Below are 16,377 nucleotides of genomic sequence, written 5' to 3' on the forward strand. Positions count from 1 at the left end.
CGGTCGCGCTTGAACTAGCCGATCTGCATCAGGATCGGGAAGGTCTGCTGAAACCAGATGGCCACATCACTGACCCATCCGAACAGGAAGGCGAGGCCGGTCAGTACAAGGAAGACACCCATCACCTTTTCCACCGTGCCGAGATGGCGGCGGAAACGCGACAGGAAGCGCATGAAGGCGCCGGAAAAGCCGGCGGCAATCCAGAAGGGGATCGCCAGCCCGAGCGAATAGACGGCGAGCAGCCCGGCACCGGAGCCGACCGTCTCGCGCGAGGCGGCGACACCGAGGATCGCGCCGAGCACCGGGCCGATGCAGGGTGTCCAGCCGAAGGCGAAGGCAAGGCCCATGACATAGGCGCCCGTCAGCGTCGCCGGCTTGCCGCCGCCCTGGAAACGCGCCTCGCGGGCAAGAACTCCGATTCGGAAAAGCCCAAGGAAATTCAGCCCCATGACTATGATGATCAGCCCGCCGAGCTTCGACAACAGGTCGAGATGCTGGCGAAGCGCCATGCCGATGCTGGAGGCACCGGCGCCGAGCGCCACGAAGACCGTGGCAAAGCCGAGCGTGAAGAGCAGGGCAGAGAACAAGACACCGCGCCGGACATCGGGTGCGACGGCAACCGCACCGCCGCCGCGGAACTGCTCGACTGAAATGCCGGCCATATAGCAGAGATAGGGTGGGACGAGGGGAAGCACGCAGGGCGAAAGAAAGGAAAGCGCTCCGGCAATCAGCGCGCTCCACAGGGAAATATCGGCAATCGACACGCATTCTCTCCGGCTGCAATCTGCATGATGTTCCTAGCTTTGCGAGGCCGGGATTGCCAATCACCTTTTTGCGCTTGGCCAGCCCCGAACCACAAATGGGAGAATAGCGGCCTGTCCGGATCTTGCGATCAGAAGCGACAGGCCGCCGCCGGAGAGCGCTATTTCAGCGGCAGAAACAATTCCACAACCGCCTCATGCTCCGGCGCCTCCGGAAAGAGGCTGAGCCGCTGGCAATAGATCGGGAAATCGCGTGTTTCTTCACCGCTCAGCGGAAGCCAGTCACGATAGAGATAGAGCGCGGCGGGCTCCAGATTGTCGGTGTTGCCGACGACGCGCAGCACCGCGCAACGCCCGCCAGGGATTTCGCCGGCTTTGATCTGCGCGCCGTTCGGCTCGATCTGTTGGTCGGTCCCGACACAGAGGTCCACGCTGTAATCGGCAGGCGAGGCAGGACAACGCTCGGACCGCCAGACATTGAAGGTCGGATTTGTCTTGGGGTGCAGGCCGGCGGCCTGGCGCCAGGCGATGAACCGCTGGATGGTGGTGCCGAGCGTCGCCGGGTCGCCCCTGTGCTCGATAATCGCCACCGGCGTGGTGGGCACATCGCGAATCGTCACGTCGTCAGTGGTAAAACTCTTCAGCATTCGCTTGCTCCTTGCGTTGTCGAGAGGCCCGAAGGCCGCAAGCCACGGCTCCCAGTCGGGAGATTTCCGGAACGACGAAGGCGATTGCCCGAACCGTTGTCGAAAGGCGCGGGCGAAGGCATCCGGTGCATCGTAACCGGCATCCATCGCTATCTCGGTGACGCTTTGCGCATCCCTGTAGGCCAGCCGGTGCGAAGCGCGCTTCATCCGGGCAAGCTGGATATAACGATGCACGGATAGACCGAAGGTCGCCGTGAACTGCCGGTGAAAATGAAACTTCGAGAACGCCGCAACACCGCTCACCGTTTCCAGGTCCAGATCGTCGTCCAGATGCCGATCTATGTGATCCAGCACCCGCTGCATCCGGTCATGGTAGTTTTGAAGCGCCGCCTTCATCGTTCGGTCCTCCGTGGCAGCATGAGATAAGCGCATGCCGACACGACGCGCTCGACCGATCTTGCGGTTTTCTCATAGGGCGCAGAACCTTGCCAAGGATTCGATGACAAACTCGCCGCCGATTTCTCGTGGTGATCTGGCTCGCCTCCTTGCGAAAGTGGCCGCGCGCAAGCTACGCCGTGGATATGTGCGTTACGTCCGCAGGGTAGTGCGCTGCGTCTGCAAGGTATGCGCCTTGCGTCCGCAAGAAATGTGCCGACTGCCGGAAAAAGCCGAATTTTTCGGTTGACCGCAATGGGTCGCCTGCCTATGTTCCGCCCACTTCCAGCCGGGGTGCTTCACCCGCGGAGCGGGAGAGCGTAGCTCAGCTGGTAGAGCAACTGACTTTTAATCAGTAGGTCTCGGGTTCGAACCCCGACGCTCTCACCATTTCTAATCTTCAAGATGACGGCCGCTAGCTGAGATCGGCAATTAAAGGCGTCGCTGCTGTTGCGCACTTGCGCGTATGGTCTGGAACGCAATCATAGCCGAGCGCAGAATCCTCCGACGGTTCAAAAATCAGCTTCGTCACAGGAACCAACTTCCACTGCGGTCCGTTTTCTTCTCATCAACAAGCAGGAGAAATCGATCATGGATTGGAATCGTGTTGAAGGAAATTGGAAGCAGGCGAAGGGCAAAATCAAGGAGCAGTGGGGCAAACTCACGGACGACGATCTCGACCAGATTGCGGGCAAGCGGGATCAGCTGGAAGGCAAGATCCAGGAGCGGTATGGCATCGAAAAGGACCGTATCAGAAACGATGTCGATGCCTGGTATGGCCGCCAAACTTGGTGAGTAGCTGAACAAAAGCCCGGCGAAAGCCGGGTTTTTGCTGCCGAAGGAACCAGCTCCGTCAGGTCCTTTAGAGCGATCAAGTCGGCCGGATGTTCATGAATATCCCTCAAAACCAGTAGAAGTGCGCCGATGGACAAGACCCCGAAAACGGCAATCCGCGGAATGATGTTGTACATACTGGCTCTTCTTGTCCTGGGCGTTTTGGCCGGCGCCGCCTACACAATCTATGGCCATCCGGCCGATCCATCCGAGCGACCGGCGGCTGAGACGATTCCGCAAAAAGCCACGGCTCCGCAGTGAGGCAGATCACACCAAATATTTGATTGATTGCCTTTCGAGAACGAACCGTGACCCGGCAAAGCACTTGCCACATCGGCTTCCCACCCGGTCAGGTCGTGTTGAAACGGCCGGGCTCCACGACAAGAAAACAGCAAGAGGCAAACAACATGGCTTTGGAAAGCAAGGCAGAGATTCCTGTCGCAAGTCGTTCCAACCAGTAGAGATCTCTATTTATAGGGAGAACAACCTGCGACAGGCCAAATCGACAGCATGCACGCCCGATCAATTGGCTTCCCGGAAGCACTTGAGCCCCTATATCGCCCTCGGACAGTCGGACAGCGGGAGTTTGCGGATGATGGAGCATGCAGTGGTGATCGCTGGAGGAGGGCCGACGGGCCTGATGCTGGCGGGCGAATTGGCCTTGGCGGGCGTCGATGTTGCGGTCATCGAACGCCGGCCGAACCAGGAGATCGTCGGTTCGCGCGCCGGCGGTCTGAGTGCCCGCACGCTCGAAGTTCTCGATCAGCGCGGCATCGTCGAGCGGTTCCTGGTGGAAGGGCAGATCGCCCAGGTCACCGGATTTGCGGTGACGCGGCTGGATATAAGCGATTTTCCCACCCGGCATAATTATGGTCTGGCGCTACGGCAGAAGCATATCGAGCGCATTCTGGCCGGCTGGGTCGGTGAGTTGCCGGTGCTGATCTATCGCGGCCGCGAACTGACGTCTTCTCTGCAAGACGACACCGGCGTCACCATCGAACTCTCCGATGGTTCTTCGTTGAGGGCAGGCTATCTGGTCGGCTGCGATGGCGGCCGCAGTCTGGTTCGCAAGATGGCCGGCATTGAATTTCCGGGATGGGATGCAACGACCAGCAATATTCTCGCCGAGGCCGAGATGGAGGAGGAGCCGCCACTCGGCGTCCATCGCACGGCGCTCGGCATGCATGCCTTCGGCCGGGAGCAATATGAAATTCGCGATGGCAAGGTCGTCTTTGCCAGCGAAGGTCCGATCAATGTCATGGTGACGGAAAACAATGCCGGCGCCACGAGCGAACCGACGCTCGGCGATCTCAGGCAAGCCTTGATCGCCGCCTGCGGAACGGATTACGGTATCCATAGTCTGACCTGGATTTCCAGGTTCACCGACATGTCGCGGCAGGCTTCGGCCTACCGCAACGGCCGCGTTCTCCTGGCCGGCGATGCCGCGCATGTGCATTCTCCGGTGGGCGGGCAAGGCCTCAACACCGGCGTGCAGGATGCCGTCAATCTGGGCTGGAAGCTGGCCCAGGTGGTGAGGGGAGTATCGCTTGAAAGCTTGCTCGACACCTATCACGCCGAGCGGCATCCGGTGGCCGCCCGCGTGTTGCGCACGACAATGGCGCAGGTCGCCTTGCAACGGACCGATGATCGCACCGAAGCCTTGCGAGACATTGTCTTGGAACTCCTTGCCATGGACGAGCCGCGCAAGGAGATTGCCGCCGAAATGTCAGGCCTGGCGATCCGTTACGACCTCGGCGACGGGCATCCGCTGCTCGGCCGCCGTATGCCCGACCTCGACCTCACGACGCCCGATGGCCCCCTGCGCGTCTATGCGCTACTCCACAATGCGCGGCCACTGCTCTTGAATCTCGGCGAACCCGGCAGCCTCGATATCGCGCTGGGGTCTGGCCGCGTCCAATGGGTTGACGCCACCTACGAAGGCGCGTGGGAACTGCCGGCGCTGGGGGTGGTCTCAGCCCCAACCGCAGTGCTGATCCGGCCCGATGGCTATGTGGCCTGGGTGGGCGAGGGAACGCCGGACGGCCTTCGCGAGGCGATGAACACCTGGTTCGGGCAGCACGACTAAAGCGCGTCGCGATCTTTCAGATTCGCTCCTCGCGCTTTAGGTCTTTGTTTCTACGCATGTCGTTAGCGCAAAACCGCTGCACACTTTTGCGCGACATGCTTTAGTAAAAGCCGCAAACCCGGCTAGGCGGCAAGCGACATCGAACCGCAATCCGATAGCGTCTCGGCTTCCGGCATCGGTTTGCCGCGACGCTCCCATGTCCGGCGGCTGATGCCGAAAGCCTCCCAGGGGCGCGCCTGGCTGAGAGAATTGGCGAGATAATCGGATCTGGTCAGCGCCCCTGCGGCGCGGCGTTGCTGCTCTTTCCGGCTTCGGTCGCGCTGCCGCCGCTTTTGCTTTTGAAGTCTTGCTCTTTTCCCTTTCGCCACATCGAAGGCGCCGATGGTGCGGGTGTCGAGGGCGCAGCGCTCCGAGTAGCTCAAATGCAGAGCGTGGCCGAGCGCGTCGGCCGACAGCGAGGAATACCGCACCTTCGTTCGCTCGTAGATCACCTCCTCGATGTCGGCTTTCCCAGCCCATGGCAGCCAGCGTGCCGCCCAGCCGAGCACGACGTCGACAAAGGCGTCCTTGAATTCCACGAGGGCGAGGCTGGCGATCACCTCGACATAGATCAATGCGTCATCCGCCTCGGGCACGATGTCGCCGTGCCGATACCTTATCAATTTCTCGATCTCGCGCATCCGGCCGCGGAAATGGTTCCAACGACCGCCCCGCGCGCGGCGCTGCACGGCCTTGTAACCCAGCAGGCAGTCGCCAACCTTGATGGCTGAAACATCCCGCGCAAGCCCATCCGGCCGATCCGCTTTTGCAGCCCGCTTCTTGGATTGAGTGGCTTCATCTGCGGCAGTAGGACGATCCATCGATTTCCCTCGCGATCGGCTCGGGGAGGCCGAAACGCTTGACTGCAAAGGAAGCCGAGGGGGGTGATCCACACATCATTCGGTGGATTGTTGACAAAACCGCGATGGATCCCGGCGCGACCCCGATGCTTTCACCAAGGCCTTTCGAAGGGCGTGCGAGATTGCTTGTCTGGCCACCCCGACCTGGCACCTTGTCGCGCAAGTGAAACGTTCGTCCTCACCTTCAATAACTGCAGGAACGCGCATTGCCGGGCCTGAAACCACCCGTGCAGGCCGGGTTTACCGATGTATCCCGTTGATACTGAAAATCTTCGCGCTCGTGCTTGCCAGTCAAGGTGCAGGAAGACGTGATCGCGGACACACCGATCAGCGTTCCGGCGGCCACCAAAGTGAGAAATCGCTTCATTGAACGTCTCCTTGCGAGGTTGATCCTGATCACAATCTACCATGCCCTTACGTTGGTTTGTGGAGCCTTGAAGCTAGATCGCTGATCAATTCACTCAAGATAATCTTATCGAGCTATTCTGTCGTTATGGAAGTAGTTGCCGATGGTTTTAGCGAAATGAAGCCGTTTTTGTCTTGAATGAATCATGGTTTTTCAGTAATATTATCCCATAAAAAAGTACTATAAATGGGAGGATACTATGTCTGAAGCTCGGTTCGATCCGGTTTTGCTTCATCGCCAGCATTTCATCGCTGAGATCACGTGTCTCGATGAAATCTTCGATATTCTCGGTGAATGGCCGGAGGACAAACGAGGTCTGGCATATGACACGCTGTTAAAGGCCTGCAGAGACACCGCCAGCGGCCGTTTCCCGCTGAGTGCTGCGCGCGAGAATTTTCGGCGGTTTCTGAAGATGTCGGGTGTGCTGGCCAAGGTCGAAGCTGCACCCAAATTCGAGCAACTGATGGGCGATCGAAATATCGGAAATGCCTGATGATACTGAGTAGGCAGGGGCGCGCCGTCACATCATGTGCGGCGCGTCTTGCGTTCTATGTCGGCTGCCCGGCGGAGCCTTCGCCACAAAGCGTCACGACACGCGAGAGGCGGATGGCTTCCGGTGAGGGGGCGACGGGATATCAAACAAGGCCGCCATTCGCCCAGTCGCATCGGAAGACCATCACAGGCTTGGAAAACCCCTTGAGCCGACGGCGCGTGGCGTGGCCGAACAGATCGGCAGCACCATACTCCCGAAAGATATTCTCCGAGACGAGGATCTGGTCGCTGGCGGCAGCCGCGCAGAGGCGCGCAGCAAGCTGCACGGTCGAGCCGAAGAGGTCATTGCTGTCCTCGACCGGTTCGCCGCAATCCAGCCCGATGCGGATGTGGATCGGCTCGGTATTTCCGCCGTTGTGACGCTTGAATTCCTGCTGGATCGTCATGGCGCATTCGACGGCGGCCGCGGTGGTGGAAAAGGCGGCCATGATGCCATCGCCGGTGTGTTTCACTTCCCGGCCTGAGCTGTGGCCGAGGCATCGGCGCACGATCGCGTCATGGGCCCTCACCATTTCGGTGCCGATGCGGTCGCCGAGCCGCGCCGTCATCTCGGTCGATCCGACGATGTCGGTAAAGAGGATTGCCCGGTGGCCGGGATCCACATCAGCCGAGGATTGGCCAAGCGTCGGCTCGGGGTCATGAATTCGGCCGAGAAAAGCCTCGACCGCTGATAATGCGACCTCGACGACCTCGTTGGCAACGAAGCCGTGCGCCTCGCGATGCACACATTGAGCGGTTTCCATGTCAGGCGCGTCGACGAGACAAAAGGGGGTCCCGCGCTGCTGGTCGAACCAATAGGTGAGAAATTTGACGCCGTAGCGATCCTGAATGTCGAGATCCATGCGATGCGCCCGGGAAACGTCTGCCGCTGACGTTCCCTCAAGAAAATGCCGGTCCATGAAGATAGGCATCACGCGTCCTCCCAGATCCGCCGCGTGCAAGGCGTGGCATTGTACGATCTGGATGCGGTTGCGTCCACCTTTGGGACAATCAATATCCGATCATTTCGGTCTGTTGCTTCCAGCAATGCCGATGAATTGCTGTCATTTCTATAGAATACTAGCGAAAAGATTGATTTTAATGAGTAGGTTGGAAGGGAAAAGCCTGATATTTACCATAATCTATCGTTTGATAACGGATTGTCGGGTCTCAGAGCCGATCGGGACGCTTCAAACGTTGCATGTTCTCAAAGCGCCTAGCTGCAGGGATGAAAAGACATGTCTGTTCCTGCAGGGGAGGCGGCCCACCAACGGCACGCAAATTGCATTGTTACTGGTACGCTCACCGAAATTGGGAAAAGCTGTAGCAAAGTGAGACAGACGGCAAATTTTCGACCGGTCGGCTTGGCCTCATTGGGGCTCGGCCATTATGCCGTTATTAACTCTGTGTGGGATGCCGCGCGCACGCTGCTGCACGAATGGCCGGTGGATGACGGCGAAGACTATTTCGAAGCCGTGAAATCCTGCCTGGATGCGATCATCGGCGACCTTCCGCCGGATGAGGTGCGGGCATCCTTCATCAGGGCAGCGCAGGAAGCCGGCATTTCCGTCATCGAAGCTGCGGATTGAATGCCCGCCGTGTTTCGCCACCTGGCCCCGGCTTGCTCCCCGTTGAACATCCAATTTCCTCTCGACTTGACTTTTGCGGCTGAAGTTCTATTTTAGAACAAATCAGGAACATCGGAGATGGTCATGACGCATACGGAACAGGTGATCACCAACGCCCTAGCTCTTGTCGAAGCGTCCCGCGCGGCCCGCGAGCGGGATCAGCTGCGGCGCGCCGCCTGGCAGAGAAAGGTCGAACTCAGCCGGCCGCTGCCGCCCTTGCCGCGTCCGGTTCAGTTGCCATTGGCGCTGAACTGATGCAGCCGGCAATGATCTTGCAACCCGAGCCGGCTTGGCTCGATCCAGCCCGGCCCGATGCAGCTTGGCCCGATCCGGCGTGGCCCGATGCAGCGTGGGAAGTCGAAGCCGTGCTTGCCTGGCATGACGACAATGCCAAGGCGGCGATCCGCTCGCTGCTCGACGACTGCAAACATCTGCGCCAGCAACTGGCGCTGGCGGAGAGGGCGATCAGCCGGGGGATGACCCGCGGTTGGACGCCGCGATACGAGCGCGATGCCCTCTGAAACATGACAGCGCCGCGCATCTTTGGAGTTCGGCGATCGACCCGAAAGCGGGCGATCGGCAGCCCGGAACAGAATGGTTTCAGGCCGGGTCCGCCCAAAATTTGGCGTCTGCTCCAGGCCGCTCACGCATCATGCTCCAAGGCCGACATTTGCCAGATAGGCCTCGAGGGCCAGGGCATCAGACAATCCGACGATGGCGCCGACATATCCGTCCGGACGCACGAGCACCCAGTCGCCTGGGGTCAGAGCGTAGGCGTCACGGAAGTGCCCGGCTTTATCAACGACATCGCCGCGCCGGCCGATCCTGTGGATGTGCAATCCGTCGCGCGGCAGCACGCTGACTTGCTCGACCTCATAACCCAGCAGGGTCCATTGGGCGCCGCTGAACAGCTCGAACAGACGTCTCGGCTGGCCGGCCGCACCCGTGAGCGGCGCATCCGGCGCGCGGTCGCCCGCCAGCAGGCCGCCGCGCCGCTCCGGCTTTTCCAGCGCGATGGAGGATTCGGGATAGCCGATATCCAGCTGATGGACCTCGCGGCCGCGCCGCATCTCGCCCCGCTTGAGTTGGTCGAGAAGACTTGTGGCAAGACCGAGCATCGCCGCGGCGACCGGGCGACGCTCTTCTTCATAGCTGTCGAGCAGTGCATCAGGGGCGCCTGCAGCGACCGCTGCCAGCTTCCATCCGAGATTATAGGCGTCCTGCACGCTGGTATTGAGACCCTGTCCACCGGTCGGCGGATGCGTATGGGCGGCATCGCCGACCAGGAACACGCGGCCGAGCCGGTAGTGATCGGCAAGCCGGGCGTTCATGGTGAAGGCCGATGCCCAGGAGACCGAGTGGACGTGAATATCGTCGCGGCCGGTGCGCTCCGCGACCAAGGTGGTCAATCCCGCCGCAGAAAGATCGATCTCGCCTTCGAGCGGGATGGGTCCCTGGATCTGGAACAGCTCGGTTCCCGCCAGCGGGCAAAGCGCGATCTGGCGCTGCATGTCGCCTTCGCCGAAGCGATGCCAGGCGTCGCGCTCCAAGCCCGTCAGCATTACATCGGTGACGATGGCACGCACGCCGAGCGTCTTGCCGGGAAAACCGATATCAAGCGCGTGGCGCACGAAGCTGCGCCCGCCATCCGCGCCGATGAGCCATCGCGCCTGAATGGTCTTTTCGCCGGATGGTCCCGTGAGCCGCGCCGTGACGCTTGCCTCGTCCTGTTCGAAGCCGATGAGTTCGCAGCCAAATTCCGGCCGGTGCCCCAGTTCGAGCAGGCGCTCGCGCATCACGCCTTCAGTCAGGAACTGCGGCACCATCAGCGGAAGGTGGTAGGGCTCGGCCGGCGTCGGCTCCCCACCCAGCACGGCTTCGGATTCGCTGAAGCTTCCGTCGTCGCGATATTCCCGCTGGAGGGGATAGGCGCCGCCGAGCGCAACGATCCGGTCGAGAATGCCGAGATCCTCGAACACCTCCTGCGTTCTTGGCTGAATTCCCTTGCCGCGGGAGCCGCGGAACGGGTCGTTCGATTTCTCGATCAGGCGGAAGGATACGCCGCGCCGTGCCAGCTCGATCGCCAGCGTCAGGCCGGCCGCACCGGCGCCTGATATCAGCACGTCGACTGTAAAATTCTGTGTCATCGCCATCTCCATATGTGTATTATGCACATAATAGGAGAATCGATATGGCGTCAACAATAAACGTGCAAAATACACATATGTCCGAAAAGCTGCGCGAGTTGCATGGGGCGTTGATCGAGATCGTCAGCGTCATGAACCGGCCCCAGCGTGATGAGCAGATGGTCCGCGAGGCCGGCATTTCGCTCGATCGCGCCCTGTTTCCGCTGCTGGTCACGGTGGAGCGGCTTGGTCCGATCGGGGTGGTCGAACTCGCCGATCGCGCCGGGCGCGACTACACCACCGTCAGCCGCCAGGTCGCCAAGCTTGAGAGTCTCGATCTGGTGGAGCGGCGCGGCAGTACTGCGGATCGTCGCGTGCGCGAGGCGGTGATAAGCCAGAAGGGCAAGGCGATGACCGATCGCATCGACGCGGCGCGTGAGCGCATGGGCCGCGCCATCTTCGAAAGCTGGGCCGAGCACGACTTCAATGAGCTGGTGCGGCTGATGCGGAGGTTCGCCCATGATATCAGTGGCGATATCGGCAATGGCGCCGGGGGGCCGCCGACAGAGGGCGGCTGACGGCCCGAGAGACTATGTCAAAGGACTTTGGCGGCCGTGACCTCGACTTCCACGAGGAATTCGGGGCGTGCGAAGCCGCTGACGATGATCAGCGTCGAGGCCGGCTTCGGATCGAGTGTATAGCGATCCCGCACGGCCATATAGGCGGGAAAATCCTCGCGCTTCGTCACGAAGCCTGAGATGCGGATGACGTCGGCAAAACTCATGTCCGCATCAGTGAGAATTGCTTTGATCGCCTCGAAGCAAAGCTCTGCCTGCGCGCCGATATCCTCCGGCACCGTCTCGTCGAGACCGATTCCGAGCTGCCCCGAGGTTACGAGCAGCGAGGCGCCCGGCGGCACCAGCAGACCGTGATTGTAATTTCCGAACGGACGCCGGACAGACGACGGATTGAAAATCTTCTTCATAGGCATTTCCTTGGTGCAACGAGGATGCTGCGGGCTCTTAAAACCGCTCCATCGCCGTCTTCACCTTCTCCAAAAACCTGGCCCGGCTTTCCGGCGTGCAGTTGTTCATATCGTAATGGGCAAGAAAGGTAACCGGCCGCAGCGGATTGATCTGCGCCCTCAGCACACGCTTGACGATTTTCTTCGGCGGGTTGCCGGCGGCGAAGGCGCGAAATGGCGTCGCGCCGTATGTCAGCACGGCCGCGAGTTTCCGGATGTGGCGCAGCCGCGATTCCACCTTGCCGTCGACCAGTTCGAAGGAGACGCCGGGAAGCCAGACGCGGTCAAAATAGCCCTTCAGGATCGCCGGGAAACCGAAATTCCAGATCGGCGTCACCAGCACCAGCGCTTCGGCCTGCTTCAGCCGCTCGACATAGGGTTTCACCAGCGCGGTATTGCCGGGATAGTCGTGATAGGCGAGCCGGTCGTGTCGGGAGAGCACCGGATCGAAATTCTCGGCATAGAGATCGCACGCATCCACCGCGTGACCGGCCTCTCGCAGGCTTTCCAGCGTCTGTTTGTAGAGCGCTTTGCCGTAGCTTTCCTCGACCGGATGCGAATGAAGGACGAGAACTCTCATCAGGCCTCCATGACGCTCGCGAGCCCCGGGAAGAGATAATTCTTGCCGGCATTGAAATCGAAATCGGGATTCTCCCAGGCGATCATCTTGCCGGGGTTCAACAGCCCCCTCGGGTCGGTTTCCTGCTTGAAGGCGAGCTGTACCTTGTCGGTGCGCTTCATGCCACCTTCTTCAAGCGTATAGCGATGCGGATTGAAGATCGGGCAGCCGTGATCCTGGTGGATCTTGATGATCTCCTCCAGGCGCTCCTCCGTGGTGTAGCGCACCAGCGGCAGGCCGGAGCATTGGATCTGCCCGTCGAACCTGATGAATTCGAGATGTCCAGGCACTTCGTCGCCGAAGATCTCGACCATCTTGGCGACCTTGGCGACGTGATCCGGGCCCGGATACTGAACCTGCAGATAGGTGAAGCCGGGATCGACCTTCAGCGCACGCAGCGTCGTGTGGTTCCAGGCAAGCTCGTAGGCATGCGGAATACCTTTCATACTTTCGACCGTGTCGGAGCGGAAGATGATCTCGCCCTTGTGAGCGGCTGAAAAGGCGAGGAATGCATCCATCGAATGCGGCGCGATCATCAGCACGACCACCGACTGGCCCTCGCGGATATACGGCCTATGGCGGGTGAAATAGTCGTGCGGGATCGGTGCCGCGATCGGCGCGATTTCCTTGACGAGGATGCCGTTGCATTTGGCCAGCGCATCCGAGAAGCGCACCGATGCCATGAAGTCGTCATAGCCGACAAGCACGTCGACCCAATCATAGGCAGGGGCGAGCGGCATTTCGATTTCGGTGATGATGCCGTTGGTGCCGTAGGCATGGCTGACCTTCTGCAGGTCCCAGCCGGTCAGGTCGAGCACGCGCGGCTCGGCCTCCATGGTGACGACGCGCAGACGCAGAATATTGCCGAGATCGCGCAGACCGCCCCAGGTGATCGAGCCGACGCCGCCGGAGCCGCCGGCGATAAAGCCGCCGACCGTTGCCGTCTGCGCCGTCGACGGGTGGAAGCGTAGTTCCTGGCCGGAATGCGCCTTGGTCTGCTTGTCGAGCTGGGCAATGACGATGCCCGGTTCGCAGATCACCCGGCCGGGATGGATTTCCTTGATCTTGTCCATGGCGGCAAGGTTGAGCACGATGCCGCCGGAAAGCGGCATGGCTTGGCCGTAATTGCCGGTGCCGGCGCCGCGCGGCGTCACCGGCACGCCGTGCGCGAAGGCGACCTTCAGGGTCCGGATGACCTCGTCTTCGTTTTTCGGGGTGACGACGAGATCGGCCGTGACATTGTCGAGCTGCGCCTTCAGGATCGGCGAATACCAGTAAAAATCGCGGCTCTTCTGGCGCACCAGCGCCGGATTGTCCTCGACGGCAATGCCTTCGAGTTGCGTTTTGATCGTCTGATAATCCGGCATGTCATGCTCCAACGACGCTGTCGAGTTCACGATAGTCCGGCAGGCTGCGGTCGATCACCTTGCCGCGGCGAAGCACGACGCGGTCAGACTGCGGACGGGAAAGAAATTCGCTCCAGCGCCGGGCGCTGAAGAGCACGAGGTCGGCCAGGGCGCCGACGGCGATGCGCCCCTTGTCGGGCCGGCCGAGAATATCCGCAGGCGAGGTGGTGACGACGCGCGCGGCCGTATCCAGCGGGTGATCGAGATGCAGGATGCGCACCGCCTCGCGCAACACCTCGACCGGGTCGAGATCGCCATAGGCATAAAAGGGATCACGCGTGTTGTCGGAGGAAACTGCCGTCGCAACGCCGGCCGCCGCCAGTTCCTTGAACAGGGTGACGCCGCGCCAGCGAGGCGTTCGGCCGGGATAGCGGTCTTGTAGATAGAGGTTACACATCGGCAGCGAGACGATGGAGATGCCAGCTTTCGCGACGAGCTCGACCGTGCGTTTTGCCGTTTCCTCGTCCTGCCTTGCGAGCGAGCAGCAATGGCCTGCCGTCACCTTGCCGTCGAACCGGTTGCGCAGCACGGCTTGCGCGATCGCCTTCAGCGTCTCGGCGGCGGGATCGTCGCTCTCGTCGACATGAAGATCGACGTCGAGGCCGTTATCGGCGGCGGCCCTGAAAAGTACATCGAGCTGGCTGTCGAGATCGGCGGTCATCCGGGTGACGCCGCCGAAAAGCCCGCCTTTTTCGCTGAGGACGGCGACCAGGTCGGTGAAATAGGCCGCGTCCACCATATTTTCCAGCGGGAAGAGCGCCACCGCCTGCAGCGCGATCCGGTCTTTCCAGGCCTCGCGCATCTCGGCAAAAACCTCGAAGGAAATGCGGTGCTGCGGCGCCAGCGAATCGAGATGCGTGCGGATCAGGCTGGTCCCGTGCGCATAGGCCGAGCGCAGCGAGAATTCCATGCGCTTGCTGACATCCGCCGCCGACCAGTACGCCTCCCGGTCCGTCCGCACCGCGTCCAAGGCGCCGATGAAGGTGCCGTCGGGATTGGCGTTGCGCGGCCAGATATGGCCCTTGTCGAGATGGGTGTGCATGTCGGTGAAGCAGGGCCAGACCATGCCGTCCTTCAGATCGGACCTTGGCAATTCCACCGGCGCGGCACCCGCCGGCAGCAGTGCGGAGATCACGCCATCGGCGATGACGATATCCGCCTTGACCAGCCCCTCGATCGCAGGCGCGTCAAATCCCTCGACGGTAACGGCGGGCAGGGTCGCATTGCTCAGCACGAAGCGGCCGGCATTGGGTGGCGAAAGGAAGGAATGGGTCATCAGTTTTCCCGTTTCAGGCTGCTCTCATGCCAACGGTGCAGGGCGAGCCAGGAAATGAACGAGGTGACGGCGAAGATCGCGACGCCAAGCAGGGAGAGCATCAGCAGCGCGGCGAAGAGGCGCGGAATATTGAGCCGGTACTGTGCTTCGAGCAGCCGGAAGGCGAGGCCGGAGCCGGCGCCCGCCGAGCCGGCCGCAAATTCTGCGACGACGGCGGCAATCAGCGCCAGCCCACCGCCGATCCTGAGGCCCGTCATGAAATAGGGTTGGGCGGCGGGCAGCTTGAGAAAGAGCAGTGTCTGCCAGCGCGAGGCGCCGTAAAGCTCGAAGAGGTTGATCAGATTGTGGTCGACGCTCTTCAGCCCCTGGACCATATTCGAAAGGATCGGGAAGAAGGCGACGAGGAAGGCGCAGATCAGCAGCGCCACCTGGGTCGACGGCGCATAGATCAGGATCAGCGGCGAGATCGCCACCACAGGCGTCACCTGTAGGATGACGGCAAGCGGATAGAAGGCAAGCTCGATCCAGCGCGACTGCACCAGGAAGATCGCAAAGCCGACGCCGCCGACAAGGGCCAGCATCAGCGACAGCAAGGTGATCTTGGTGGTGACCCAAAGCGCTGGGGCAAGCGTGCCCCAGTCCGTCACGAAAGCGTTTGCGACGGCGGCCGGACCCGGCAGGATATAAGGCGGCACGCCTGAGAGCTTCACATAGGCGTACCAGATCAGGATCAGCAGGCCGATAACGAGGAAGGGGATGGCGATGCGCAGCGCAAGATCGCGGCGCCTTGCGCCTGCGGCGTTGGGACTGGCATTTGCCGAAAGCTGAAGGGGCTGCAGCGACGTATCCGTTTGGTCACGCATCAATGCTCTCCCGCCGCGTTGATTGCCCCGATCAGCGAATGGGAGACCGCCTCACACGCCCTCCGGTATTCCTCCGAGGTGCGGTAATGCTCGTCGCGTTCCAGGCTGGTGGTCAGCGGAACATCGGCATGCACACGGCCGGGCCTTGCCTTCATCACCACGATGCGGTTCGAAAGATAGGCGGACTCATAGACCGAATGGGTGACGAAGATGACGGTGATGCCGGTCGTCTTCCAGAGCCGCAGCACGTCGTCGTTCAGCCGCTGCCGGGTGATTTCGTCAAGTGCGGCGAAGGGCTCGTCCATCAAAAGCAGCTTCGGTTTGGTCACCAGCGCGCGGGCGATCGAGACGCGCATCTTCATGCCGCCGGAAAGTTCGCGTGGATAGGCTTTGGCGAAATCCTGCAGGCCGACGGTCGTCAGCGCCTGCATGATCTCTGCATGTGCTGCCGCCTTCGAAACGCGCTTCAACCTCAGCGGCAGATGGACATTGTCGAACACGTTCTTCCACGGCATCAGCGTCGGCTCCTGGAAGACGAAGCCGATATCGCCCTCCGGCAGGCCCCTGGAATTGATGCGCGAACTCGGCCAGTCGATCGTTCCCGACGTCACGTCGCCAAGGCCGGCGATGATGCGCAGCGCCGTCGACTTGCCGCAGCCGGAAGGGCCGAGCAGGCTGACGAACTCGCCGCTTTCGACGGTGAGCGACATGTCGGAAAGCGCGATGGTGCCGCTGGAAAAGACCTTCGAGACCGACTGCATCACGACCAGCGGCCGCTTGCGCTTCTCTTGTGGGGATAAGGCCTGGGCTTCTGCTAAGGGCATTGCCTGTCTCAT

At 61.2% G+C, this 16,377-nt stretch carries 20 protein-coding genes and 1 tRNA gene; 9 read left to right on the forward strand and 12 right to left on the reverse strand.

The annotated features are described in order from the left end of the window. Positions 1-14: 14 nt before the first annotated feature. A complete protein-coding gene (locus GR197_RS11860) occupies positions 15-764 on the reverse strand; it encodes a cytochrome c biogenesis protein CcdA (protein WP_164009571.1) in 750 nt (249 codons plus the stop codon). 158 nt (positions 765-922) lie between these two features. Continuing rightward, positions 923-1,804, reverse strand: coding sequence for an AraC family transcriptional regulator (locus tag GR197_RS11865; protein ID WP_164009573.1), 882 nt, complete (start codon positions 1,802-1,804; stop codon positions 923-925). Positions 1,805-2,157: 353 nt separating this feature from the next. On the opposite strand from GR197_RS11865, the gene GR197_RS11870 reads away from it, so the two are divergent. The 4 genes from GR197_RS11870 (at position 2,158) to GR197_RS11880 (ending at position 4,763) form a co-directional block, all read left to right on the forward strand. Then, positions 2,158-2,233: transfer RNA gene (locus GR197_RS11870), tRNA-Lys, on the forward strand. Positions 2,234-2,434: 201 nt separating this feature from the next. Beyond that, positions 2,435-2,638: a CsbD family protein gene (locus GR197_RS11875; RefSeq protein ID WP_164009575.1), complete on the forward strand. Its 204-nt coding sequence runs from the start codon at positions 2,435-2,437 to the stop codon at positions 2,636-2,638. Between the two features lie 129 nt (positions 2,639-2,767). Further along, entirely contained in the window at positions 2,768-2,938 is a 171-nt protein-coding gene (locus GR197_RS31960) for a hypothetical protein (RefSeq protein WP_204330171.1), read from the forward strand. Between the two features lie 331 nt (positions 2,939-3,269). Beyond that, the gene (locus tag GR197_RS11880; protein ID WP_164009577.1) at positions 3,270-4,763 is read left to right on the forward strand and encodes an FAD-dependent monooxygenase; all 1,494 of its coding nucleotides are present in this window, start codon (positions 3,270-3,272) and stop codon (positions 4,761-4,763) included. 122 nt (positions 4,764-4,885) lie between these two features. Here the strand turns inward: GR197_RS11880 and GR197_RS11885 are convergent, their stop codons facing one another. Together GR197_RS11885 and GR197_RS11890 are read right to left on the reverse strand one after the other, a co-directional pair. Then, a complete protein-coding gene (locus GR197_RS11885) occupies positions 4,886-5,623 on the reverse strand; it encodes a hypothetical protein (protein ID WP_164009579.1) in 738 nt (245 codons plus the stop codon). 223 nt (positions 5,624-5,846) lie between these two features. Beyond that, positions 5,847-6,029 carry a hypothetical protein gene (locus GR197_RS11890; protein ID WP_164009581.1) on the reverse strand — a complete coding sequence of 61 codons (183 nt, stop codon included), beginning with the start codon at positions 6,027-6,029 and terminating at the stop codon, positions 5,847-5,849. 238 nt (positions 6,030-6,267) lie between these two features. On the opposite strand from GR197_RS11890, the gene GR197_RS11895 reads away from it, so the two are divergent. Continuing rightward, positions 6,268-6,561: a DUF982 domain-containing protein gene (locus GR197_RS11895; RefSeq protein ID WP_164009583.1), complete on the forward strand. Its 294-nt coding sequence runs from the start codon at positions 6,268-6,270 to the stop codon at positions 6,559-6,561. Positions 6,562-6,703: 142 nt separating this feature from the next. Here GR197_RS11895 and GR197_RS11900 read toward each other — a convergent pair whose 3' ends face one another. After that, the gene (locus tag GR197_RS11900; RefSeq protein WP_164009585.1) at positions 6,704-7,531 is read right to left on the reverse strand and encodes a nickel-binding protein; all 828 of its coding nucleotides are present in this window, start codon (positions 7,529-7,531) and stop codon (positions 6,704-6,706) included. 399 nt (positions 7,532-7,930) lie between these two features. Here GR197_RS11900 and GR197_RS11905 point away from each other — a divergent pair, with 399 nt between their 5' ends. From GR197_RS11905 to GR197_RS11915, 3 genes are all read left to right on the forward strand, one after another. After that, on the forward strand, positions 7,931-8,188 hold the full coding sequence (locus GR197_RS11905; RefSeq protein ID WP_164009682.1) for a DUF982 domain-containing protein: 258 nt from the start codon (positions 7,931-7,933) through the stop codon (positions 8,186-8,188). A gap of 123 nt (positions 8,189-8,311) precedes the next feature. Next, on the forward strand, positions 8,312-8,482 hold the full coding sequence (locus tag GR197_RS11910; RefSeq protein WP_164009128.1) for a hypothetical protein: 171 nt from the start codon (positions 8,312-8,314) through the stop codon (positions 8,480-8,482). Further along, complete coding sequence (locus tag GR197_RS11915; RefSeq protein WP_164009587.1) at positions 8,482-8,748, forward strand: hypothetical protein; 267 nt, start codon at positions 8,482-8,484, stop codon at positions 8,746-8,748. The genes GR197_RS11910 and GR197_RS11915 overlap by 1 nt, the downstream gene beginning before the upstream one ends. A 129-nt stretch (positions 8,749-8,877) precedes the next feature. Here the strand turns inward: GR197_RS11915 and GR197_RS11920 are convergent, their stop codons facing one another. Further along, entirely contained in the window at positions 8,878-10,374 is a 1,497-nt protein-coding gene (locus GR197_RS11920) for an FAD-dependent oxidoreductase (RefSeq protein ID WP_164009589.1), read from the reverse strand. A gap of 44 nt (positions 10,375-10,418) precedes the next feature. On the opposite strand from GR197_RS11920, the gene GR197_RS11925 reads away from it, so the two are divergent. Continuing rightward, positions 10,419-10,931, forward strand: coding sequence for a MarR family winged helix-turn-helix transcriptional regulator (locus GR197_RS11925; protein WP_164009592.1), 513 nt, complete (start codon positions 10,419-10,421; stop codon positions 10,929-10,931). Between the two features lie 17 nt (positions 10,932-10,948). Here the strand turns inward: GR197_RS11925 and GR197_RS11930 are convergent, their stop codons facing one another. Genes GR197_RS11930 through GR197_RS11955 form a run of 6 tightly spaced genes read right to left on the reverse strand, consistent with a single transcriptional unit; the run spans position 10,949 to position 16,365 of the window. Further along, complete coding sequence (locus GR197_RS11930; RefSeq protein WP_164009594.1) at positions 10,949-11,338, reverse strand: RidA family protein; 390 nt, start codon at positions 11,336-11,338, stop codon at positions 10,949-10,951. A gap of 37 nt (positions 11,339-11,375) precedes the next feature. Continuing rightward, a complete protein-coding gene (locus GR197_RS11935) occupies positions 11,376-11,957 on the reverse strand; it encodes an NAD(P)H-dependent oxidoreductase (RefSeq protein ID WP_164009596.1) in 582 nt (193 codons plus the stop codon). Further along, positions 11,957-13,363: an FAD-binding oxidoreductase gene (locus GR197_RS11940; protein ID WP_164009598.1), complete on the reverse strand. Its 1,407-nt coding sequence runs from the start codon at positions 13,361-13,363 to the stop codon at positions 11,957-11,959. Before GR197_RS11940 ends, GR197_RS11935 begins: the two co-directional genes overlap by 1 nt. Position 13,364: 1 nt before the next feature. Further along, positions 13,365-14,678: a cytosine deaminase gene (locus GR197_RS11945; protein WP_164009600.1), complete on the reverse strand. Its 1,314-nt coding sequence runs from the start codon at positions 14,676-14,678 to the stop codon at positions 13,365-13,367. Next, positions 14,678-15,541, reverse strand: a complete 864-nt coding sequence (locus tag GR197_RS11950; RefSeq protein WP_164009602.1) for an ABC transporter permease — start codon at positions 15,539-15,541, stop codon at positions 14,678-14,680. The genes GR197_RS11945 and GR197_RS11950 overlap by 1 nt, the downstream gene beginning before the upstream one ends. After that, entirely contained in the window at positions 15,541-16,365 is an 825-nt protein-coding gene (locus GR197_RS11955) for an ABC transporter ATP-binding protein (RefSeq protein WP_164009605.1), read from the reverse strand. Before GR197_RS11955 ends, GR197_RS11950 begins: the two co-directional genes overlap by 1 nt. Positions 16,366-16,377 lie beyond the last annotated feature (12 nt).

The sequence above is a fragment of the Rhizobium phaseoli genome (genome assembly GCF_010668805.1).
Taxonomy (GTDB): domain Bacteria; phylum Pseudomonadota; class Alphaproteobacteria; order Rhizobiales; family Rhizobiaceae; genus Rhizobium; species Rhizobium phaseoli_A.